The sequence below is a fragment of the Kribbella orskensis genome (genome assembly GCF_004342085.1).
Taxonomy (GTDB): domain Bacteria; phylum Actinomycetota; class Actinomycetes; order Propionibacteriales; family Kribbellaceae; genus Kribbella; species Kribbella orskensis.
Window position 1 is genome coordinate 1 of the sequence record NZ_SLWM01000050.1, and the last position, 21,871, is coordinate 21,871.

Consider the following 21,871-nt stretch of genomic DNA (forward strand, 5'->3'; position numbering starts at 1 on the left):
GGCCCCGGCCCCAGGGCCCCAACACCCACAGCCCCACCAACACCCCTGACCTCCGCCAGCCAAAACCATTCCCCAACAGGCTCTGTAAGGCGCCATCGGTCGGACAACCCGGCAGCGAGCGGCGTACCGAGAAAAGATCTCGCGGAGCGGAATTACTGCCCGGCGAGGTGACGTTCTCACTGGAGAAGGCAGGATAGAGGGGCCTACCCGCCTGTTGGCCAGTGAGAAGGAGACGAAGATGCTGCGACCGGACGACCTCTACGAGATCGTCGACGAGTCGGTGGCGACCGGCCCGGCGGCGACGCCGAAGGTGCTGGTGCATTCGCTGGACGGGTTCATGGACGCCGGGCAGGCGGGCCGGGTGACCGCCGACCACTTGCTGGAGGTGCTGGACAACCGCCTGCTGGCCAGGTTCGACGTGGACCTGCTGCACGACTACCGGGCCCGCCGTCCCGAGGTGACGTTCGCCGAGGACCGGTTCATCGACTACACCCCGCCGCAGCTGTCCCTTCACCTGATGAAGGACGACGCCGGCGTGGAGTTCCTGCTGCTCGAGGGTGTCGAGCCCGACAACCACTGGAACCGGTTCGCCGGCGCAGTACGGCAGCTGATCGAGCGTTACAACGTCACGCTGACGGTCGGCGTTCACGGCATCCCGATGGGCGTTCCGCACACCCGGCCGCTGGGCCTCACGGCGCACGCCACCCGGCCCGAGCTGGTGACGCGGTCGAACATCTGGGACGGCGAGATGCGCCTCCCGGCGAGCGCCGCCACCATGCTGCAGGTCCGCCTCGGCGAGGCCGGCAAGGACGCGATGGGCTTCGCGGTCCACGTGCCGCACTACCTGGCCGAGAACCGCTTCCCGGGCGCTGCGCTGGCCCTGGTGCACGCGATCTCCGCGGCGACCGGCCTGCTGCTCCCTAGCAAGGCGCTCCTCGACGAGGCTGCCGTCACCGGTCGCCTGGTGGACGAGCAGGTGGAGGCCTCTGAGGATGCGTCCGCCGTGGTGAACGCCCTCGAGACGCAGTACGACGCCGCGGCTGGTTCGGTCAGCCGGGGGAGTCTGCTGGCGGGGTCGACGCCGTCGGCCGAGGAGCTCGGCGCCGAGGTCGAGCAGTTCCTCGCCGAGCTGAACCGCGACGACGACAACTGATCCGCGATCCAACAGCAACGCCCGAAGAGCCTCAGGGTTCTTCGGGCGTTGCTGTTCGCTGTCAGGCCGTGGGGCGTAGTGGGTGACTTGATGGCTGAGCGTTCACCGAGCTACCGGGTGTGACCGAAAAGCTCACCGAAACAGCCGAGGTGACGACAACCACACCCCGTACGCCGGTCCGCCGCCGCCCGGGTGACCCGTCGGAACGGCTGAAGCTGTCAGGATGAGACATGCCCGAGTCGCTGGAGGACCTGGTCGAGCTGCTCGACCTGGAGATGATCGACGTCGACCTGTTCCGTGGCCGGCAACCGCAGACCTCCGCGCAGCGGGTGTTCGGCGGGCAGGTGCTCGGCCAGGCGCTGGTGGCGGCCAGCCGTACGGTGGATCCCGAGCGGATCGTGCACTCGCTGCACGGGTACTTCCTGCGCCCGGGCGACACCTCGGTACCGATCGTCTACAGGCCCGAGCTGATCCGCGACGGGCGGTCGTTCAGCAGCCGCCGGGTGGTCGCGTCGCAGAACGGCAAGACCATCTTCTACATGTCCGCCTCCTACCAGGTGCCGGAGCCGGGGCTGGACCACTCGGACCCGATGCCGACGGACCTCGTCCCGCCGGACGAGGCGCCGACTCTCGCGTCGGTCTTCGAGGCAGCCTCAGGGCGCAAGGCCGAGGACTGGAACAAGGAGTGGGCCGCGCTCGACGTACGGCTGGCCGGGCGCACCGGGCGGCAGTTCTGGATCCGGGCTGCAGGCAAGCTTCCGGACGAGCCGGCCTTGCATGCTTGCGTTCTGGCGTATGCAAGTGACCTGACGTTGCTCGGGGCAAGCTTGCTCCCACACGGCATCATCATCGGCGACCGCCGCATCCAGCCGGCCTCCATCGACCACGCCCTCTGGTTCCACCGCGACTTCCGCGCCGACGAGTGGCTCCTGTACGACCAGGTCTCCCCGTCCGCCTCGGGCGCCCGAGGGTTCGCCACCGGCCGCCTCTTCAGCCAAGACGGTCGCCTGGTCGCCTCAGTAGCCCAGGAAGGCCTGATCCGCCCCGTCGGCCTGGACCTGGACGACTAGTTCCAGACCCGCGAGGTGCCTCGCCTGATCCACCCACCGCCGCATGTCACAGGTGGCCGTGCTGTCTCGTCTCGGGTGTCGAAGACAGGTTCTGAGAAGAACACACCACCTGACAGCAAGGAACTGGTCATGAGTGAGAAGACCACACACCAGAAGATCGCGCTGGTTACCGGGGCGAACAAGGGGATCGGCCGTGGGGCTGCCGAGCAACTCGCTGAGCTGGGTATGACGGTCCTGATCGGCGCCAGGGACGCGCGGCGCGGCGAGGAGGCTGCTGCGGCGCTGCGCGCGGCCGGCGGCGACGTGCACGCGGTCACCCTGGACGTGACCGACCCGGCCACCGTGCAGGAGGCCGCGAAGCAGGTCGAGGAGCGCTTCGGTCACCTCGACGTGCTGATCAACAACGCCGGCATCACCGGTTCCGGGCAGGTCTCGCCCCAGGATGCCTACGATCAGGTCCCCAGCTCCGTCGACCTGGACATGGTCCGGGCGGTGTTCGAGACCAACGTCTTCGGCGTGATCGCGGTGACCAACGCCATGTTGCCGCTGCTGCGGCGGTCGCCGGCGCCGCGCATCGTCAACGTCAGCAGTCATGCCGCGTCGCTGACCATCACCAGCGACCCGGACGGCCCGTTGGCATCGCTGCTGTCGTCGGCCGCGTATTCGCCGTCCAAGACCGCGCTGAGCGCGCTGACCGTGCAGTACGCCAATGAGCTGCGGAAGGACGGCATCCTCGTCAACGCCGTCGCCCCCGGCTACGTCGACACGGACAGCAACAACCACACCGGGTTCCTCACGGTCGCGCAGGGCGCCGAGGTCCTGGTGCGCCTGGCCACACTCGGCGCTGATGGACCGACCGCCGGGTTCTTCAGCGCGGAGGGCCCCCTGCCCTGGTGATGCCGGCCCTGGTGATGCCCGCCCTGATGTCACAGCTGGGAGGGCTGTCTCGTCTCGGGTTCGGAAGGCAGTTTCTGAGATATGGAAAGGTGATGGTCATGCGAGTGTTCGTGGCTGGTGGGACCGGGGTTCTGGGGCGGCGGCTGGTGCCGCAGCTGGTTGCCCGTGGCCACCAGGTGACGGCGACGACGACGAGCGCGGCCAAGCTGGGCCTGCTGGAGCAGCTGGGCGCCGAGGCGGTCGTGATGGATGGGCTGGATGCGCTGTCGGTCGGTGAGGCGGTGGCCAAGGCGCGGCCAGAGGTGATCGTGCACCAGATGACCGCGATCTCCGTGGCGCATGCCGGCAAACCCGATATGAAGCACATGGATCAGTGGTTCGCCGGCACCAACCGGCTGCGCCTCGAGGGGACGGACCACCTGCTGGCCGCCGCCGAGGCGACCGGCGTGACCAACTTCGTCGCGCAGAGCTACGCGGCTTGGAACGGCATCCGTGAGGGCGGCTGGGTGAAGACCGAGCAGGACCCGATCGACCCGATGACGGGGACGCCGGCGGAACCCGGGATGAAGGCGATCGGCCACGTCGAGGACGTGGTCGTCAAGGCCGGCGGCGCAGTACTGCGGTACGGCTGGTTCTACGGGCCAGGGGCCACCGACGACCTGGCCGAGCCCGTGCGCAAGCGGCAGTTCCCGGTCGTCGGGGGCGGCGCCGGATACTGCTCATGGGTGCATCTCGACGACGCGGCGAGCGCTACCGTCCTGGCCGTGGAGAAGGAGGCCAGCGGTGTGTTCAACATCGTCGACGACGAACCTGCCCCGGCCAACGAGTGGCTGCCCTACCTGGCCGCGTGCGCGGGAGCAAAGCGGCCGATGCGGGTCCCCACCTGGCTGGCGCGACCGCTGGCCGGGGAGGTGGCGGTGATGATGATGACCGAAGGGCGTGGCTTCTCGAACGCCAAAGCCAAGCGGGAGCTCGGCTGGGAGCTGCGGTACTCCTCGTGGCGGCAGGGATTCAAGGCTGAGCTGGCATGACCCGCACCGAGGAGTTCGAAGACCTGCGGCCGCTGCTGTTCTCGATCGCCTACCGGATCCTGGGCAGTGTGGCCGAGGCCGAGGACGCGGTTCAGGAGACCTGGCTGCGCTACGAGGCCTCCCCGACACAGCCCGCCTCGGCCAAGGCCTTTCTGTCGGCCGTGGTGACCAGAATCTCGATCGATGTACTGCGGTCGGCCCGCGTCCGGCGGGAGGAGTACGTCGGGCCGTGGTTCCCGGAGCCGCTGCTGACCGACCCCTACCAGGATCCGGCGCGTTCGGCGGAGCTGGCCGACTCGCTGTCGATGGCGGCCCTGTTGTTGCTGGAGCGGCTCAGCCCGCTCGAGCGGGCGGTCTTCGTCCTGCGGGAGGTGTTCGGATTCGACTTCGGTGCGGTCGCGTCGGCGGTGGGGCGCTCGGAGGCGGCGTGCCGCCAGCTCGCCGTACGAGCGCGCCGCCACATGGACGCGGGCCGACCCCGGTTCGATGCCGACCGAACCGAGCGCGAGGAGCTCGCCGGGCGATTCCTCGACGCCTTCCGGGACGGGGACGTCGACGGGCTGACCGAGTTGCTGGCCGCCGACGTCCAGCTGGTCGCCGACGGTGGCGGCAAGGCCCCGCAATGGGCCGACCGCTTCAGCGGTACCGAGAGCGTGGCCCGGGTGCTCGCCAGGCTCGTCTCGCTGTTCGTTCGGATCGGAGCGAAGGTGGAGCCGCACGAGGTGAACGGCCAGCCGGGTGCGATCTTCCGCGACCGGGACGGCAAGGTCCTCAGCACCTGGGCGCTCGACGTTCTCGACGGCCAGGTCCAGACGATCCGCACAGTGAACAACCCCGACAAGCTGGGCCATGTGGGTCCCGGGGCGGACCCCTGGGCGGCCTTCCGCGAAGCGATCCAGGCCCGCCGTCCCACCGACTCGGAATAAATCGGTTCCCTCGTCTGCTAACTTATTCATCATGATCAAGCGCGTAATGGTGACGACGACGTCGGAGTTTGTCCCGGCGCGCTGACAGCTGACTGTTGATCGAAGCCCCGGGGCGAGTGCCCCGGGGCTTCGTCGTGTGGGCACTCGTCTCGACCATCTGAGGAGTGTTCACATGTACGACCACCGCAAGCTCGGCCGGGAGCTCGGCCTGTTCGACTCGGATCCGCTGATCGGTGCCGGTCTTCCGTACTGGCTGCCTGCCGGTGCGGCGATCCGGCAGGCGATCGAGCGGTACATCGTCGACGTCGAACGACGGGCCGGCTACCAGCAGGTGTATTCACCCGTGCTCGGCAAGCGCGAGCTCTACGAGATCTCCGGCCACTGGGCGAAGTACAGCGAGGATATGTATCCGCCCATGGACGTCGGGGGAGAGCAGGTGGTGCTGCGGCCGAGCCTGTGTCCGCACCACGCGCTGATGTTCCGATCGCGCGCGCACAGCTATCGCGAACTGCCGCTGCGGATGTCGGAGCTCGGCGGCATGTACCGCTCGGAGCTGTCCGGTGTGCTCGGTGGGTTGACCAGAGTTCGGGCGATCCAGCTCAACGACGGGCACATCTTCTGCAGCCTCGACCAGGTCGCCGAAGAGGCTGGTGCGGCGCTCGCGTTGATCAACCAGGCCTATCGCGACCTGGGCATCAGCGCCTCCCGCTACCTGTTGTCGCTGCCTGCCGAGGACGCGAAGTTCGGCGATCCGGCCAGCAAGTACGTCGGGGACGCCGAGAGCTGGGAGCGAGCCTGCGGCCTGCTGAGGGATGTCCTCGACGGTGCGGGAATCGCCTATGAGGACGCGCCTGGAGAGGCCGCCTTCTACGGGCCGAAGATCGACATCCAGGTCGAGGATTCGGCCGGTCGCGAGTCCAGCCTGTCGACCATTCAGGTGGACTTCCACCAGCCGGCCGCGTTCGCGCTCGAGTACATGGGTGCCGATGGCAACAAGCATCGCCCGGTGATGGTGCACCGCGCGATCGTCGGCAGCATCGAGCGGGCCGTCGCCCAGTTGATCGAAGTACACGGCGGTGCGTTCCCGTCCTGGCTCGCCCCGGTCCAGCTCCTCGTACTCCCCATCTCTGACAAGGAGGAGGAAGCCGCCGCCAAGGTTCTTCGTCAGGCGGTTGACCTCGGTCTTCGAGCAGAGATCGCGTACGCAGAGGAGGGCAGCCTGGGCGCGCGGATTCGCGAGAACCGGCTGGTCCCGCATCTGGCGGTCATCGGAGCACGCGAGGCTGCCGCCGGCGAGATCGCCATCCGCGACCGCGACGGAAGCCAGCACCCCGCGGCACCAGCGTCCGCAGTACTGCGGGATCTCGCGGCGAGCGCTGATCCGTTGGGGAGGGGGTGAACCTCCACGCCATCAAGTGCGCGCGCCCAGCCCGGGGCCGAGCATGCCGCAGCCCGGGGAGGCCGCGATTGATGGCCTGGACGTCCGGTCAGCGGGGCTGGAGTTGGCCGACGAGGTGGGTGACAGTGTGGTCGTCGTTGTAGAGCGCGAAGTCCACGCCCTCGCCGGTCCGCTGGCTGCCGAACTGGACTCGCGACGGGAGTAGCAGCGGTTTCCGGAAGTCGACGCGGACCGTGTAGGCGTCTGGCAGACCGCCGCCGCGCTGGATCGACGCGAGCGAGGCCGCCTTCGCCCACATCCCGTGGGCGATCTGGCGCGGGAACCCGAAGGCCTGCGCCGAGAGCTTCCACAGGTGGATCGGATTGCGGTCACCGGAGGCGGCGGCGTACCGGCGGCCGAGGTTGCCGTGCAGGTCCCAGAACGCCGACGGCTCCAGCGAAAGGTCAGGCAGTAGATCGGCGTGCGCGGACGGTGTGCCCGACGACCGGCTGAGCAAGGTGGTCGAGTCGGTCCACACCACCTCGTCGTCCACCCGTACTTCGCTGAGCACGTCGAAAATGGTGCCCTTCGGATGCGGCCGCTCGGGGCTGCTGTGCACGCGGATCGCGTAGTCCGCGTGCATAGGCAAGGGCTTCAGTTGGGTGATCGTGTTCGCCAGGTGGACGATCCCCATCGGCTTGTACGGGAACGACGGGTCCGACATCAGGTCCAGGTGCAGCGGGAACGCCAGAACGTGCGGATACGTGACCGGCAGGGCGGGTCCCGCGCTGAACCCCGTCACGTCCCGGTACGCCGTGAGGTGGTCCTGGTCGATCGCCGCGTGCGGGAGTTCCAGCGTCAGGCCGTCGGTGTCGGGCTCGTACTCCGCCTTGCGCAAGGTCGCCTTCACCGTGCGGGCGTAGAGCGAGCCGAACCCGGGGGTGTCGTCGTACCGTCGGGTGGGCATCTCACGCGCCGAGCATGCTCTGGCCGCAGACGCGGACCACGTTGCCGGTAACTCCCGCGGAGGCCGGATCCGCGAACCACGCGATCGTCTCGGCGACGTCCACGGGCAGCCCGCCCTGCTGCAGCGAGTTGATCCGGCGGCCGACCTCACGGATCGCGAACGGCACCTTCGCGGTCATCTCGGTCTCGATGAACCCGGGTGCAACCGCGTTGATCCTGATCTGCCGATCGCCAAGCCGCGGCGCGAGCGACTGGACCAGACCGATCACACCGGCCTTGGAAGTCGCGTAGTTCGTCTGGCCGTTGTTGCCCGCGATCCCGGCGATCGAGGCGACGCCGACCACCGAGCCACCATCGTTCAGTGCGCCCGACTCCAGCAGCTGCGCCGTGATCCGCTCGGGCGCGCGCAGGTTGACGTCGAGCACCGCGTCCCAGGCGTCCGTCCGCATGTTCGCGAGCCGCTTGTCCCGGGTGATGCCGGCGTTGTGGACGACGATGTCGAGGCCGCCGAGCTCCGCACCGGCCGCCGCGATCCGCTGCGGGGCGTCGATCGAGGTGACGTCGAGCAGCAACTCGCTGCCGCCGATCGAGGACATCACCTTGCGCAGGTCGTTGGCGTTCTGCGGTACGTCGACGCCGAGCACGGTGGCTCCGTCGCGAGCCAGGGTCTTGGCGATCGCGGCCCCGATACCCCGGGCCGCTCCGGTGACGAGCGCGACCTTGCCCGCGAGCGGCGCGGCCGGGCCGTTCCCGACGAGCGGACCCGTACCGATCCGGGCCACCTGGCCGCTCACGTACGCCGACTTGGGCGACAGGAAGAACCGCAGGGTCGAGTCGAGCTGGTCGTGCGCGTCAGGTGCGACGTAGACCAGGTTGACCGTGGCTCCGCGCTTCACCTCCTTGCCGAGCGACCGGGTGAATCCCTCCAGCGCACGCTGCGCGACCTGCTGCTCGGGAGTCGCCGACAGCTCCGGAGTCCGTCCGACCACGATCACCCGGCCCGCAGTACCGAGCTGGCGGATGACGGGGGAGAAGAACCGCTGCAGCGAGGTGAGATCCGCGGTGGAGGTTGCGCCGGTCGCGTCGAACACGAGGGCCTTGGGGCGCAACTCGCTCGAGGCGACGCCCTCGGCCGCGGTACTGAAGGTGGCTCCGATGTCCCGCAGCACGGCCTGGATCGCCTTGCCGGTGTCGGTCTCGGTGATCGCGCCGAACACCACCGGCCCGTCGATCACCGACGAGCCCTCGGTCCAGCGCGGCAGCGGGGTCGGGTCGGGCAGGCCGAGGTTCTTGACCAGCGTCCGGCCCAGCGGCGTCCGGGTGAAAGTCTGGTAGCGGTCCGTCATCAGTTGCTCCTGCTTCTTCACTTCTCGAGGATGGCGACGACGCCCTGGCCACCGGCGGCGCAGATCGAGATCAGGCCACGGCCACCGCCGTTCTCGTCCAGCTGCTTGGCCAGCGCGGCCACGATCCGCCCGCCGGTCGCGGCGAACGGGTGCCCGGCCGCCAGCGAACTGCCGTTCACGTTCAGCTTGGACCGGTCGATCTCGCCCAGCGGGGCGTCCAGGCCGAGCCGTTCCTTGCAGAAGATCGGGTCCTCCCAGGCCTTCAGGGTCGCCAGCACCTGCGATGCGAACGCCTCGTGGATCTCGTAGTAGTCGAAATCCTGCAGGGTCAGACCCGCTCGCGCCAGCATCCGCGGTACGGCGTACGCGGGAGCCATCAGCAGGCCCTCGGCGCCCTTCACGTAGTCGACGGCCGCCGTCTGCGAGTGGGTCAGGTAGGCCAGGGGGCGCAGCCCGTGCTCGGCGGCCCACTCGTCGGTGGACAGCAGCACCGTGGACGCGCCGTCGTTCAGGGGAGTGGAGTTGCCCGCCGTCATCGTCGCGGTCTCGCCCTTGCCGAAGACCGGCTTCAGCTTGGCGAGCTTCTCGACCGTGGTGTCAGGCCGCAGGTTCTGGTCTTTCTCGAGACCCAGGTACGGCGTGATCAGGTCGTCCTGGAAGCCCCGGTCGTACGCCGCGGCCAGGTTCATGTGGGAGCGGTACGCGAGCTCGTCCTGCGCCTCGCGGGTGATGCCCCACTCGAGCGCGGTGAGGGCGGCGTGCTCGCCCATCGACTTGCGGGTCCGCGGCTCGGCGTTGCGCGGGATCTCCGGGATGATCGCCTTCGGCCGGACGCGCGTGAGCACCTTCAGCCGGTCCTGCAGGCTCTTGGCGCGGTTGAGGTCGAGCAGGATGTTGCGCAGGTCGTCGTTGACCGCGACCGGCGCGTCGGACGCGGTGTCGACACCACCCGCGATGCCTGCGTCGATCTGGCCGAGCGCGATCTTGTTGCCGACCAGGATCGCCGCCTCGAGACCGGTGCCGCAGGCCTGCTGGATGTCGTAGGCCGGGGTGGTGGCCGCGAGCTTCGATCCGAGGACCACCTCGCGGACCAGGTTCCAGTCGCGTGCGTGCTTCAGTACTGCGCCGGCGACGACCTCGCCCAACTCCTGGCCGCCTAGTCCGGTGCGGTCGACCAGGCCGTTGAGGGCGGCCGTGAGCATGTCGGAGTTGGAGGCGTGCCGGTACGTCTTGTCCTGCCTGGCGAAGGGGATGCGGTTGCCGGCGACAACGGCCACCTTGCGGGTCTCGGTCACGGGTTCTCTCCTGCTGTTCGTGAGGTGGAGCGCCGGGCGGTGGCCTTGACGGTCTTGCCGGCTTTGCCGTTTGCGGTGATGCCGGCCTGGCCGTTTGTGGCGGACCTGGTCGGCCTGGTACCGGCGAAGGCGAGGCGGCCGACCGCGGTGGCGAGGGTCGCGGTGATCGCGGTGGACCGGACGGTGGCGATGTCGGCCTGGTGCACCACCGGGTGGCCCGGGATCTTGTCCGGCCCCGGCCCGGTGCGGGACACGATCAGGCCCATCCGGGCCATGTGCATCGCGCCGAGGGTCTGGGTGTAGAGGTGGTTGGCCAGGTAGTCGGTGTCGACCTCGTCGAACACGCCCGCCTTCTGCCCGGCCTTCAGGATGGCCGAGATCCGCTCGAGCGCGGTGGCCATGGCAGTACCGAGCTTGGTCATCACGGGCTCGGTGATCTCGCCGAACAATTCCTCGCCGGTCCGCCGGAGCAGGCTCATCGCACAGTCCGCGAAGGCCGGATACTCCAGGCAGAAGTCGACGAAGACCTCGCTGAGCGAGCGCAACCGGTTCATCGGCGCCCGGCGCGGCCCGTCCACGGCCTGCAGTCGCTCATCCAGCTCGCCGAGGTAGTCGACCAGGGTGAGCGCGAAGAGTTCTTCCTTGCCGGCGAAGTGCCGGTAGATGAGCGCCTTGTTGATGCCGACGCGCTTGGCGATGTCGTCGATCTGGGCGTCGATCGTGCCGCGCTCGTCGAACAGTTCGCGGGTGGCGCGGATGATGTCCCGCTCCCGGTCGCGCCGACGCTCCGCCGTGGTCCGGCGGCGTCCGATCGCGAGCAGCGCGGAGCTCATGCACCGATCTTAGTCACACCGGTACCCCTCGGTGCAAACGATAGTTACACTCGTGGGTAACATCCTTGCCGAACGATCACCCTGCAGCTCGCTCCGGAGGAATCGATGACCATGACCGAGTCTTCGTCGACCAACCCAGCCGCGGCCGGCGGCGGTGCCGGCTCTGCCGCTGGTACTGCGCCTGCTGCCGGCGGCCCAGCGCCGGTGCCGGTGGACGTGATGGGTCTGGCGGGCGAGCTTGCGGCCGAGCGGTCCAAGCCGGAGTGGCAGACGTTCAACCTGAACCTCAACGACGAGCAGCGGGAGATCCGCGACTGGGCGCACGAGTTCGCCGCCTCGGTGATCCGGCCCGCCGCGTCCGAGTGGGACGAGCGCGAGGAAACCCCGTGGCCGGTGATCCAGGAGGCCGCGAAGATCGGCCTCTACGGCATGGACGCCAGCATCAACCTCTTCATCGACCCGTCCGGCCTGCTGATGCCGCTGGTCCAGGAGGAGCTCTTCTGGGGTGACGCCGGCATCGGGATGTCACTCGTTGGCACGGGGCTCGCGAGCTCCGCCGTCTTCTCCAACGGCACGCCCGAGCAGTGGAGCCAGTGGTTGCCTCGTTGCTACGGAACCGCCGATGACGTTCGTGTTGCCGCCTTCTGTTCGTCGGAGCCCGGCGCCGGTTCGGACGTATCCGCCATCCGCACGAAGGCGACGTACGACGAGAAGACCGACGAGTGGGTGATCAACGGGCAGAAGGCCTGGGCCACTAACGGTGGAATCGCCGACATTCACGTGGTCGTCGCCACCGTCGACCCGTCACTCGGCAGCAGGGGCCAGGCGGCGTTCGTAGTACCGAAGTCCGAGGTTCGCGGGCTGGAGCAGGGGACCAAGCTGAGGAAGCACGGGCTGCGGGCGTCGCACACCGCGGACGTGTTCTTCGACAACGTGCGGGTCCCGGCCGCCAATGTCCTTGGTGGCAAGGAGAAGCTCGACGCCCGGCTGGCGAAGGCGCGCGAGAACAACGGCTCGGCCTCACGTGGCAACGCCTCGATGGCGACCTTCGAGATGACCCGGCACATCGTCGGCTCCCAGGCGGTCGGCATCGCGCGAGCGGCGTACGAGTTCGCGCTGGACTACGCCAAGGACCGCGAGCAGTTCGGCCGCCCGATCATCGACAACCAGGGCATCGCCTTCAAACTCGCCGACATGGCCACCGAGATCGACGCCGCCCGTCTCCTCGTCTGGCGAGCCGCCTTCATGTCCGCGGCCCTGATGCGCGGCCAGCAACCCGACTACCGCAACGGCGAAGGCTCAATGGCCAAACTCAAGGCGTCCGAGGTCGCGGTCAAGGCCACCGAAGAAGCCATCCAGATCCTGGGAGGCAACGGCTACACCCGCGAATACCCAGTAGAACGCATGCACCGAGACTCAAAGATCTACACCATCTTCGAAGGCACCTCGGAGATCCAGCGCCTGGTCATCTCCCGAGCCATCTCCGGCATGCGCATCCGCTGACGTTTCCGCAGGTCAGAGGCCCATTCCAGGGTCTTCGAGGTGCGGCCCGCCGTCCCGGTCCCAGGTGTGAATAGGGGAGCGGTCGGCGGCCTGTTCCGTCACAGTTCCGTGAGAAGGAATGGAGAAGAGGCGAGCTAGCCGGGCATCCACTGCTTTGCGCGCCCGCTCGTGGGAGGACGGGAGCATGTGGGTGTACAGGCGGAGTGTGAAGCCAGGGTCTCCGTGACCTAGGTACTCGGCGAGTTCTTTGATGTTGACGCCGTCGGCCAGGGTGATGCTCGCGTAGTAGTGCCGCAGCGCGTGCATGCCGGTGTCGCGGTTGGTCTTGTAGTGACGCCTGCCGCGGGCGTCCTTCTTCGGCATCGGGATTACCCCCGCCTGGGCGAGAGCTGGCTTCCAGACCAGCTCGTCGTACGTGCGAGCGCGGAGGTGCTTGTCGTCAGTCCACCGGAACAGAAGCTTCACCGTCAGCGGCTTCCCGTCCAGCTTCTCCCAAGGCAGGGTGTACGGCCGGGGCTTGGCTGCCTCGATGTGCTCCTTGAGTGCCAGCGCCGTCCATTCAGGCATCGGCACTGTCCGCTCGGTGTCATTCTTCGGTAGCGCGAACACGAAGTCCCTGCCTAGCTTCTTCACCTGCCGCCGTACGTGGATGACCATCTCGGCGAAGTCGATGTCTTGCGTGGCAAGTCCGAAGAGCTCGCCTTGACGTAGCCCACATGCCGCGCCGACGGACGCGATCGGCCGGTACAACGGTGGATGGCATTCGACGATCCTGAACACGGTCTCATCGCTCCACGCGACGACCCTCCCGGTCTTCTCCGCTGGGACCTTCACGACTCGTGCTTTGGCCGGATTCCGTTTGATCGACTCGTCGTCGACCGCGAGTTCCAAGGTCCCGTGCAGAACAATGAACGCGGTACGCGCCGTCGATGATCCGAACCGCGCGTCGAGATCCGCGATCCACCCGGCGATCTCCGACGGCTTGATACTCCTCAATTGCCGCCGCCCAAAGACCGGAGCAACGTGTAGCCGCAGAGACGACTCGTACCTAATCGCGCTGGCCGGATCCACCACCCGTGACCTCAGCCACCGTTCGGCAACCACCTCGAACCGGACCTTGCCAGCGTTCGGATCGATGTACTCCCCACGCGCCCGATCTGTCTCCATAGCCGCCGTATGGCGCTCGGCAGCCACCTTGGTGCGGAACACCTGCGTTCGCTCGTTCCCTTCTGGCTCCAGCCATCCAGCCATCCACCGCTTCCCCCGTCCCCACCTCTTGCTCCGCTCCCGCACGACCGTGCCATCGGCCTGCTTCACGGGATGGGTCCACAGATCTTTCACATAAGCCATCACCCTCACGCCTTCCAGTCGACTGCCAAACCTTGAGGTTCAACGTCTGGGCGGCTTGCAGAAGGAACCCTGACCGGCTAGCCGTGAAGCTCGACGCTCACCCGGCATGACCGAACTGTCGCGCGGACTGAAGACAACCGCGGATGGAGAGGTGCCTGATCCACGCATCTTGGTCCGGAGATGCTCCGGCCCGTGCGATGGCTCCGCGAGAGTGGGGAACAGTGGTCAGCGCACCGTCGCTGACACCCCACACGCCATGCAGATCCTCGACACAAAGGTCGTCCGTGGGCCAACCACACGCCTCGTGCTCAGCGGCCAGCGGTGACTCGAACCTGGTATCCGCTGATTACCAGCCGAGGAGACCTGTCCATTGCCGGCACTTGCCAAGAGCAGCATTTGACCTGCGCTTTGGTCGTGCGAAACCTCTCAGCCTTGAGCGTGATGACTCATCGATTCGCGCCGAAAACCATGCGTAAAAGCATGCGTTCGCAGCTTCCGAGACGTCGAGGCTGTCGGCCCATTCCCGGCCGACCGCGCGCCACCTCCGACGCCGCACAGCCCCCTGTTCGCCCAGCTCAAGGCTCTGCCCTGGGCGCAGATCCCGGCTCGGGACCAGCGCCGCGACCGCGGCCATGGAGAAACCGTACCGTCCAAAGCCGTCACTCTGCACATCCCGGCGGGATCGCGTTCCCGACGCCCTGCAAGTCGTGCGGATCACCCCACCCTCGGCGGCAAACCAGCCGCGAGACCGCCTACCTCACCGCGTCCCTGCCCGCCGCCGACGCTCAACCCGCCGACCTGCGGACCGGGCAAGGCCCGCCGGCGACTGTCCTGAGTGGGCGCCTGCCGAGAGTGGCGGTCAGGGGTTCTGGGCGGGAGACGGCCGGAGGATCGGCAGAACACGGTCCGTCTTGGTTTGGTAGCCGGCATAGCGGGGCTGGCTGTCGATGATCCGCTGCCACGCTACCTCGCGAGGTTCCCAGTCTAGTTGCTCAGCGGTCACCCGGAAGTGATCACCGGCCACCTCGATCCAGACCTGATCGGGATGCGCCGCGATGTTGTGATACCAGCTGGGGTTGCGCGCTGACCCGCCCAACGATGCGACGACCAGCCAGCTGCCGTCACCGTCTGGAAAGCGGGCAAGTGGGTTCTGCCGTTTCTGCCCCGTTTTGACACCGACGGTCGTCAGGTACAGCAGGTCCATGCCCATGAACCTGTCCCCGTTGCGTCGATGGGACTTGGTCATCATGCGGCCGATGAACCGCGTGAACGCGTTTGACCCAGACGGAGCACGGGTGCCGTGGGTCCCGCTCGGGGTCTTTTCAAAGCTCATGGCGCGTGTCTCCTCTGTCACGATTAAGAGCTCGACCGCTGCCGGCACCGAGCGCCTGCCCGCCCCCGTGCTGGCCAGTCTCACCGACTTGGCGCTCCGTTCCGAGGGTCTGGCCATGCCACCTCACCTCGGGGGCTAGGTACTGCGACGTCACGTCGGGATTGTGCTGGTTGAAGCCCCTCTGCGCGTACTCACGAACGATCTCGATGTTCGATCGTGATCTCGTCTCGCTCGCCATGATCGACTCCTTCCGTCAGCGAATTCCTGTGTGTTGTTATGCATGTAACGGTGCAGGCAGGCGGGCACGCTCCTGCGCCTGCTGCATCGGGAATACACCCTTGGCATCGAGACGTCCCTCGCTGAAGCCGGCTTCGGCGACATCCGATCTGGGGATGCGAAGGTGTTTCCGTTCGTCCCGCCGGAGGGTATCCAGGTTCGTGAACTCGCCAGCCATGCTGGCGTCCGCAAACAGACCATGGCGCAATCTGTCGAACAGCTCGAGCGGGCCGGCTATCTCGAGCGGCGCCCCAACCCCCGCGATGGACGCTCCCCGCTGGTCGTACTCACCGAACGGGGAAAGGCAGTACAGCCGGTCGCAGCGGGTGCGGGGGACCTGATCGAGACCCGATGGGCTCAGCTGGTCGGTCCCGATGAGTTCGAGAATCTCCGTCACCTGCTGCATGACCTACTGGATCAGATCGGTGAGACCCACCCCGACGCTGCTATTCGTCTGACGTCGCTCAGCGACACGTCGCTGGACTGACCCAGACCTCACCGCGTGACCACCGCCTGACGGGGAGGAAGATAGAAGAAATGGGAGAGCTTGCTCTTCGCTGGCGTTGACCAGCGCCCGCTGGTCAACGCCAGCGTGGACTTCCTTTCGGCGGCGCTGCGGGAGCACGGATCTTTAGTGAGTCCGCGCGAAGTTGTGCGGCTTGGCTGCTCAGATGTGGCCTTCTGCGCCGGCCCGGCGGCGGTGGCGCAACTCAAGGTCGGCGAGCTGTCCGCGGGCGGTGATGGTGGCGACCGCGGTGATCCGCAACCGTCGGGGGTCGGTGAGGCGCAGTTGGGCGCCGGAGAGCGGTCGCCTTCGGCGGTGAGGCGTTCGCGCACGTGCTGGATCGTCAGTTCGTCATCGCTCATTCCCGGCAGGGTCGGGGGTGGCCCGACGACGGTGACGCCGGCGAACCGTTCAGGGCGTTCTTCGGCGGCCCGGCCGGCCTCCCACAGGGCCTGGCGCCTGTCGAGGCCGAGGCAGTCGAAGACTCCGGCGGTGGCTAGCGCTTCGATCTGGGGTGTGGTGAGGCCGGTGCGGCGGACGAGGTCGGCCATGTCGGTGTACGGGCCGTGCAGCTGGCGCTGTTCGACGATTCGCTCGGCGTCCTTGGTGCCGATGGTCTTCACGCCGGCCAGCCCGAGCCGGACGGCATAGGCGCCGTCGCGTCGGTGCTCAGTGCAGGTGTCGGGGGCATCGGGGTCGAACGGGCCGATCGGTGGTTGCGGGTCAGTCAGGCACGACGCCATCCCGCTTGGCCCGGTGTGCTGGCCGTCGACCAGGTCCTCGGGCTCGGCGTTCACCCCGGAGCGCTGCAGATCCGGACGCCGTACTTCGACGCCATGCCGTTTCGCGTCCGCGACCAGCGATTGCGGGGAGTAAAACCCCATCGGCTGTGCGCGGAGCAGCGCGGCGAGGAACGCGGCGGGGTAGTGCAGCCGGAACCAGGTGGAGGCGTGGACGAGCAGGGCGAAGCTGATCGAGTGGGATTCGGCGAACCCGAAGTTCGCGAAGGCCTCGATCTTGGCGTAGATCGCGTCCGCGGTGTCGCCGGTGATCCCGTTGCCGGCCATCCCTTCGTACAGCTTGGCCTTGAGGGAGGAGATCTTCTCGATGCCGCGTTTCGAGCCCATCGCGCGTCGCAGCAGGTCGGCTTCGTCGCCGTCGATGCCGCCGACGGCCATCGCCATCTGCATGAGCTGTTCCTGGAACAGCGGGACGCCTTTAGTCCGCTCGAGGACCGGTTCCAGCAGCGGGTGCGGGTAGGTGATGGGTTCCTGGCCGGTCATCCGCCGGACGAAGGGGTGCACGGCGCCGCCCTGGATGGGGCCGGGGCGGATGAGCGCGATCTCGCAGGCGAGGTCGTAGAACCGCGCTGCCGCAGCCGGGGGAGGGTGGCCATCTGGGCGCGGGACTCGACCTGGAAGACGCCGACGGAGTCGGCTCTGCAGAGCTGGTCGTAGACGCCTTGTTCCTCTTTGGGGATGGTGTGGAGTTCCCACTTCTCGCCGAGGCGGTCTTCGACGAGGTCGATCGTGTATTGCAGGGCGGCGAGCATCCCGAGGCCGAGCATGTCGAACTTCACCAGGCCCATGTAGGCGCAGTCGTCCTTGTCCCACTGCAGCACGGTCCGGTTCTCCATCCGGGCGTGCTCGATCGGCACCACCTCGCCCACGGGCCGTTCGGTGAGGACCATCCCGCCGGAGTGGATCCCCAGGTGCCGCGGGAACTTCAGCAGCTCGCCGGCCAGCGCGACGACGGGGGAGGGGATGTCGTGGTCGGTCGAGGTGATCTCGGGTGACCAGCCGTCGACTTGTTTCGACCAGGCGTCTTGCTGTCCGACGGAGTAGCCGAGGGCCTTGGCCATGTCGCGCCAGCTCGACCGACCGGGCGACGGCGCAGGGGAAGTTCCTGAACTTGGCGGCCATCTCGGCACCGGAGTGCAGGAATGCTGAGGGGCCGGCGGGTAGCCAGCCGTCCATCTCGTCCAGGCTGCGGCGGGCGCGGACGGCGGCGAGCGCCGAGGCGAGTTTGTGGTCGCGCGTGGTGGCGTAGTGCACGTTGCCGGTCGCGACCGTGGGGAGCCCTGCGGCCTGGGCGAGCTCGGTCAGGGCGCGGTTCTCGGTCGACGAGGTCGGCATCCGGTGGTCGATCAGCTCGACCACGACCCGGTCCCGGCCGAACAGCGCGATCAGCTGGTCGAGCTCGCGCCGCGCGGCGTCGACGCCGGCAGCGATCGATGAAGCGCTGGTGAGAGCACTGCGCACGGCGCCCTTGCGGCAGCCGGTCAGGATCAGCCAGTGGTCGCGGCCGCGGGCGGCCAGGTCTTCCAGGTCGTAGATCGGCCGGCCTTTCTCCCCGCCTGCGAGGTGGGCTTCGGTGATCGCTCCGGACAGCCGGTGGTAGCCGTCCTGCCGCTCGGCCAGCACCAGCAGGTGCGAGCCTTCGGGATCCGCGACGCCGTTCTGGGGACCGGTCAGGCCGAGGGCGAGCTCGGCGCCGTAGACGGTGGTGACGTCGTAGGACGCCGCGGTCTCGGCGAAGCGGGCCGAGCCGTAGAACCCGTCGTGGTCGGTCAGCGCGATCGCGTGCAGACCGAGCCGCACGGCCTCCTCGACCAGTTGCTCGGGGGAGGAGGCGCCGTCGAGGAAGCTGAAGTTGGAGTGGCCGTGCAGTTCGGCGTAGGGGACGACCTCGCCCTCGGGCGGCTGTGGCTTGTCGTCGGCCGGCGGAACGTACGGTCCGCGGTGCTGACTCCAGGCGGGGGAGTCGCCGCCATCGGCCTCGACCGGGCGGCCGCCGTGCGAGTCCGGGCGTGAGCGGTCGGACAGCTTCTGCTCGAGCTCCGACCAGCGGATCGGGGGGTTCTGGTAACCCACCGCGCCACCTCCCAGACCGTCCGTACACCACTCTGCGAGGGGTGGCCAGTTCCACTCCCGGTCAGTAGAACATGTTTCCCTTAAGCTTTGAAAATGATTCTCGGGGTGTGACCTGGGAGGTTGCGTCGTGGACGGTGTCCATGACGGGGGAGCAGGCCACCGCGACCGTCGAACTTGACGTGGCTGGCGCGGCCCGAATCGGGTCCGCAGGCGGACTTGCGACCGCGCCCGAGAAGGGCGGCCAGTTGTTCGGTTGCGTCAGCATCCTCGGCTGGGGTGACGACCGCTGCATACATTCGAGCCCGGGTACCGGCTGGGTTGACGCGGTCGACGTGAGGTAGGACTGCGGCTGCGAGTCCCTCCGGGGCTTCGGCAGGTCGATCTGTGGCTGGGGCGCAAGTTCACGGCTGCAGTTCGCAAGGACGTGGCGGGCATGGTTGACCGGTTCCCGATACTTGCCCCGCTGCGTGTACCGCTCAGGGTGGTTCTGCTCGTGGTTCCTCCACGGCAGGGCAAGGATCTGGACAATTTGGCCCTGTCGGTACTCCCGGCGGTACGGGACGCCCTGAACGGGCCCGACATCACTGCTTACGAGGTCATCGAATTGAAGAGGACCGCCGCAGATCCAGAGGCCGGCCTTCTGCGGTTTGCGTTGGGCAGTGGCAGCCAACACGGGAGCACGTGGCAACGAGCGACCGACTATGTGGCCAGGTGCTTCGAACTCGGATGCGTTGATGGAGGGTAATCATCGACGCCTGGAGCTCCTCAGACGGGCGGCATCGCCGGCTCACCAGGGGATCAAGTGGGACACTCGGATCTACGTCCGGAACTTGAAGGGGTGACGAGAGTGACTGCGCTGTCCTTGGTGCGATGTGCACGGCGAGCGATCTTGTCGGTGCTTGGCTCCGGGGATCGGCGCGACGACACGCTGCTCGCCGAACTCAAGGACATCCCCGTCAATCGGCTGGACGAACTCATGGCGAAGAACACCGCAGCCGGTCGCGGTGCGAACGGCAGGCCGGCTTGGCTGGCGGCGAATCATGCGACGGTCGAACGCGTCATCCTTGTGCCGCACAATTACGCGTCGCCTGGGGTTCTCCGGTGCAACGCAGCGGTTCTCGGCAAAGGAGAGAACGATTGGCTGTTCTCGGTTGACGTCAGCCTGGCCGATTTCGACACGCTGCCGGGGCTCTCGAAGAAACCAATCAGGACGTGCTGGCGGACCTGCTGACACGTCTGCCGGTCCTGCCACTCGACGAGGATCAGGAGCGAAGTTGGGAGCTGGCCTGAGCCGCAGAGCACTGCACGCCGCTCGAGGAATACTGCACTGTCGGATAACGCCTATCCCCAGCGTTGCGCCCAGACCGGCGGCCGGAAGACCTCCTCATCCTCGGAACCGGTGCGGACACATGATGCGTCCATCGAGCGGCGAGGAGCGGGTGACGTTCTACCCCGCCCAGGGATCCGGACCCTGTCTGAGGATGGCGACTTCGCGGGCCTGGCCAGTCGGCCAGAGGTCGATCCGGTACAAGAAGTGATCGCCCGGACCGCCATTGGTGACGATGTCCGGGGGTTCGGAGGGGACATAGGAAACCCGGGCGCGTAGCAGCACGGCAGGCACCGTCAGAGTCGGACCTTCGGCAGGATCGACTCCGGGACTGTAGACGGTCAGTTCACCGTTGGGAACGTCGAGGTCGGCCTCCACGACGTGCTCAGCCGACGGCTCGAGTACGGGCGCGGACGCGTGGACGTTGATCAGTGATTCGACAAGGTCATCGCGTGCGGTGCCGACCGAGATCGAGTGGGCTTCCACGCCGATGCGATGGATGTGGACTGCCTCGTGGGTCCAGCCGGCCGGTGGCAGGTTTGGATCCATGGCGTGCGTGGCCATCCAGTCGTCGTACGCTGGGAAGTCCTGAAGGTAGAACTGCCCGTGATCAGCATCGATCATGAATCGCAGCGAACCGTTGGCCACCGGACGAGGCTAGCGGGTCTACCCGGAGGAACACGGCACAGTTCGGCCAACGCCTACTCCCAGCGTTGCGCCCAGACCTGCGGCCGGAGGACCTCCCCACGTTGCCGGCCCGACTAGAACATGTTTTCCCTTAAGCTCAGGTTCTGGGATTGAACGGTGACCTGGGGGTTTGCGTCATGGACAGTGTCTGTCACGTGGTCACCGCTCATTCGCGGTCGGGCGTTGCGAACGTCACGCGTGTCGTTCGAGGATGCGTTTCGTGTTCTGCCTGATCCAGCTGTCGGGGTGCTCTGCAGCTATGCGGCTGAAGGCCTCGGCATCAGAGGGTTCCCATGACTTGGCCGCGGCCCGCAGCGCGTCAATGAGTCGGAAGTCGGACCAACGTCCGAGGTCCTCCTGGATGATGGTGCGACAGAAGGCGCCGACTCTGGGGTCCTTGATCTTGGCCAGGGAATCGAACCAGTATGCCCGGAGATCTTCGCCGTCGTCTGGGTCCTGTGGCGCGAAGGTTGGTTCGCTGCACATCTCGAGTACGAAGTCGAGGTCTGCAGCCTTCACGCCGTATCGGTAGGTCTGGCTAACGCGACGCAGCAAGTCGCGGTTGGCATAGCCACGGTCACCGTTTCGCCACTTGTCGGCGGAGGGTGCCGCGATCTGTGTCAGCATCGCATGCACTCGCTGCAAGTGGTAGGAGGTCCGCAGGGCAGCCACCAGGACCTCAAGAACAGCAGGGCCGGGTGAGGAGTCGATGATGCGCTGGCATCCCGCAAGTCTCACCTCGTCAGGTGTGAGCACCCAGTCATCCCCAAGGTGTGCGTTTTCGTCGAGTTCGATGTGGAGTTCTCTCGCCACGTAGGACTCGGCCTCCACCCATCTCTGGCCGTAGTCGAGGTTCGCCAGGAACTCGTCCGTATCGCGAGATGATGACACCGTCACTCCTCAAGATGCCCGATTTCTTCACCCAGCTTGCACCTGATAGCAGACGCTTCAAGTATCGACACTTCGCCGGCCTGGTGAGGTGGCGGCACGGAGGTCGCCGTGTGCGCGGGCGAGGGCGGTTCGGAGTTTGAACCGTCCTGGGTTTGATGCACCCCTCGGTTATGTGTGAGCGACCGGTTGGTCGTCACGGGTTCGTGCATAGTAGTCAGCTTCGGCTTCGGC

General features: G+C 67.4%; 18 protein-coding genes and 2 pseudogenes. 9 read left to right on the top strand and 11 right to left on the bottom strand.

All coding sequences use genetic code 11. The annotated features are described in order from the left end of the window. Positions 1–238 precede the first annotated feature (238 nt). From EV644_RS43645 to thrS, 6 genes are all read left to right on the top strand, one after another. Positions 239–1,153: a proteasome assembly chaperone family protein gene (locus EV644_RS43645; RefSeq protein ID WP_132191134.1), complete on the top strand. Its 915-nt coding sequence runs from the start codon at positions 239–241 to the stop codon at positions 1,151–1,153. Between the two features lie 230 nt (positions 1,154–1,383). Beyond that, the gene (locus EV644_RS43650) at positions 1,384–2,223 is read left to right on the top strand and encodes an acyl-CoA thioesterase (RefSeq protein WP_132191133.1); all 840 of its coding nucleotides are present in this window, start codon (positions 1,384–1,386) and stop codon (positions 2,221–2,223) included. A 129-nt stretch (positions 2,224–2,352) separates the two neighbouring features. Further along, positions 2,353–3,120, top strand: coding sequence for an SDR family NAD(P)-dependent oxidoreductase (locus EV644_RS43655; RefSeq protein ID WP_132191132.1), 768 nt, complete (start codon positions 2,353–2,355; stop codon positions 3,118–3,120). A gap of 98 nt (positions 3,121–3,218) precedes the next feature. Next, complete coding sequence (locus EV644_RS43660) at positions 3,219–4,151, top strand: NAD-dependent epimerase/dehydratase family protein (RefSeq protein ID WP_132191131.1); 933 nt, start codon at positions 3,219–3,221, stop codon at positions 4,149–4,151. Further along, positions 4,148–5,077 (top strand): RNA polymerase sigma-70 factor, encoded by a 930-nt coding sequence (locus tag EV644_RS43665; RefSeq protein ID WP_132191130.1) that lies wholly within the window; start codon positions 4,148–4,150, stop codon positions 5,075–5,077. Before EV644_RS43660 ends, EV644_RS43665 begins: the two co-directional genes overlap by 4 nt. A 136-nt stretch (positions 5,078–5,213) precedes the next feature. Further along, positions 5,214–6,476 carry a threonine--tRNA ligase gene (gene thrS / locus EV644_RS43670; protein WP_255511346.1) on the top strand — a complete coding sequence of 421 codons (1,263 nt, stop codon included), beginning with the start codon at positions 5,214–5,216 and terminating at the stop codon, positions 6,474–6,476. A gap of 88 nt (positions 6,477–6,564) precedes the next feature. Here the strand turns inward: thrS and EV644_RS43675 are convergent, their stop codons facing one another. The 4 genes from EV644_RS43675 to EV644_RS43690 are packed head-to-tail and all read right to left on the bottom strand — an operon-like array spanning position 6,565 to position 10,895. Continuing rightward, complete coding sequence (locus EV644_RS43675) at positions 6,565–7,422, bottom strand: MaoC/PaaZ C-terminal domain-containing protein (protein WP_132191128.1); 858 nt, start codon at positions 7,420–7,422, stop codon at positions 6,565–6,567. A gap of 1 nt (position 7,423) precedes the next feature. Next, the gene (locus tag EV644_RS43680) at positions 7,424–8,788 is read right to left on the bottom strand and encodes a 3-oxoacyl-ACP reductase (RefSeq protein ID WP_370451453.1); all 1,365 of its coding nucleotides are present in this window, start codon (positions 8,786–8,788) and stop codon (positions 7,424–7,426) included. Continuing rightward, positions 8,785–10,062, bottom strand: a complete 1,278-nt coding sequence (locus tag EV644_RS43685; protein WP_132191127.1) for an acetyl-CoA C-acetyltransferase — start codon at positions 10,060–10,062, stop codon at positions 8,785–8,787. Before EV644_RS43685 ends, EV644_RS43680 begins: the two co-directional genes overlap by 4 nt. After that, on the bottom strand, positions 10,059–10,895 hold the full coding sequence (locus tag EV644_RS43690; protein WP_132191126.1) for a TetR/AcrR family transcriptional regulator: 837 nt from the start codon (positions 10,893–10,895) through the stop codon (positions 10,059–10,061). Before EV644_RS43690 ends, EV644_RS43685 begins: the two co-directional genes overlap by 4 nt. Positions 10,896–11,006: 111 nt before the next feature. Between EV644_RS43690 and EV644_RS43695 the strand changes: the two genes are divergently transcribed. After that, complete coding sequence (locus tag EV644_RS43695; protein ID WP_241998723.1) at positions 11,007–12,398, top strand: acyl-CoA dehydrogenase family protein; 1,392 nt, start codon at positions 11,007–11,009, stop codon at positions 12,396–12,398. A 12-nt stretch (positions 12,399–12,410) separates the two neighbouring features. Here EV644_RS43695 and EV644_RS43700 read toward each other — a convergent pair whose 3' ends face one another. The 3 genes from EV644_RS43700 to EV644_RS43710 all read right to left on the bottom strand — a co-directional run bounded on the left by EV644_RS43700 (position 12,411) and on the right by EV644_RS43710 (position 15,319). Then, positions 12,411–13,715: a tyrosine-type recombinase/integrase gene (locus EV644_RS43700; protein WP_158293117.1), complete on the bottom strand. Its 1,305-nt coding sequence runs from the start codon at positions 13,713–13,715 to the stop codon at positions 12,411–12,413. A gap of 892 nt (positions 13,716–14,607) precedes the next feature. Further along, the gene (locus tag EV644_RS43705) at positions 14,608–15,081 is read right to left on the bottom strand and encodes a nitroreductase/quinone reductase family protein (protein ID WP_132191124.1); all 474 of its coding nucleotides are present in this window, start codon (positions 15,079–15,081) and stop codon (positions 14,608–14,610) included. After that, a complete protein-coding gene (locus tag EV644_RS43710; RefSeq protein WP_132191123.1) occupies positions 15,071–15,319 on the bottom strand; it encodes a hypothetical protein in 249 nt (82 codons plus the stop codon). The genes EV644_RS43705 and EV644_RS43710 overlap by 11 nt, the downstream gene beginning before the upstream one ends. A gap of 237 nt (positions 15,320–15,556) precedes the next feature. Between EV644_RS43710 and EV644_RS48065 the strand changes: the two genes are divergently transcribed. Next, positions 15,557–15,844, top strand: coding sequence for a MarR family winged helix-turn-helix transcriptional regulator (locus tag EV644_RS48065; protein WP_199240386.1), 288 nt, complete (start codon positions 15,557–15,559; stop codon positions 15,842–15,844). A 183-nt stretch (positions 15,845–16,027) separates the two neighbouring features. On the opposite strand, the pseudogene EV644_RS48250 reads toward EV644_RS48065, so the two are convergent. Continuing rightward, positions 16,028–16,177: pseudogene (locus EV644_RS48250) on the bottom strand (IS1380 family transposase); the annotation flags it as partial. Then, a pseudogene (locus tag EV644_RS48255) lies at positions 16,168–18,735 on the bottom strand (PHP domain-containing protein); the annotation flags it as partial. The pseudogenes EV644_RS48250 and EV644_RS48255, both read right to left, overlap by 10 nt. A gap of 847 nt (positions 18,736–19,582) precedes the next feature. Here EV644_RS48255 and EV644_RS43730 point away from each other — a divergent pair. After that, on the top strand, positions 19,583–19,966 hold the full coding sequence (locus tag EV644_RS43730) for a hypothetical protein (RefSeq protein WP_132191122.1): 384 nt from the start codon (positions 19,583–19,585) through the stop codon (positions 19,964–19,966). Positions 19,967–20,182: 216 nt separating this feature from the next. Here EV644_RS43730 and EV644_RS43735 read toward each other — a convergent pair whose 3' ends face one another. Together EV644_RS43735 and EV644_RS43740 are read right to left on the bottom strand one after the other, a co-directional pair. Beyond that, positions 20,183–20,686, bottom strand: coding sequence for a sulfotransferase-like domain-containing protein (locus EV644_RS43735; RefSeq protein WP_132191121.1), 504 nt, complete (start codon positions 20,684–20,686; stop codon positions 20,183–20,185). Positions 20,687–20,941: 255 nt separating this feature from the next. After that, positions 20,942–21,640: a hypothetical protein gene (locus EV644_RS43740; RefSeq protein WP_132191120.1), complete on the bottom strand. Its 699-nt coding sequence runs from the start codon at positions 21,638–21,640 to the stop codon at positions 20,942–20,944. Positions 21,641–21,871 lie beyond the last annotated feature (231 nt).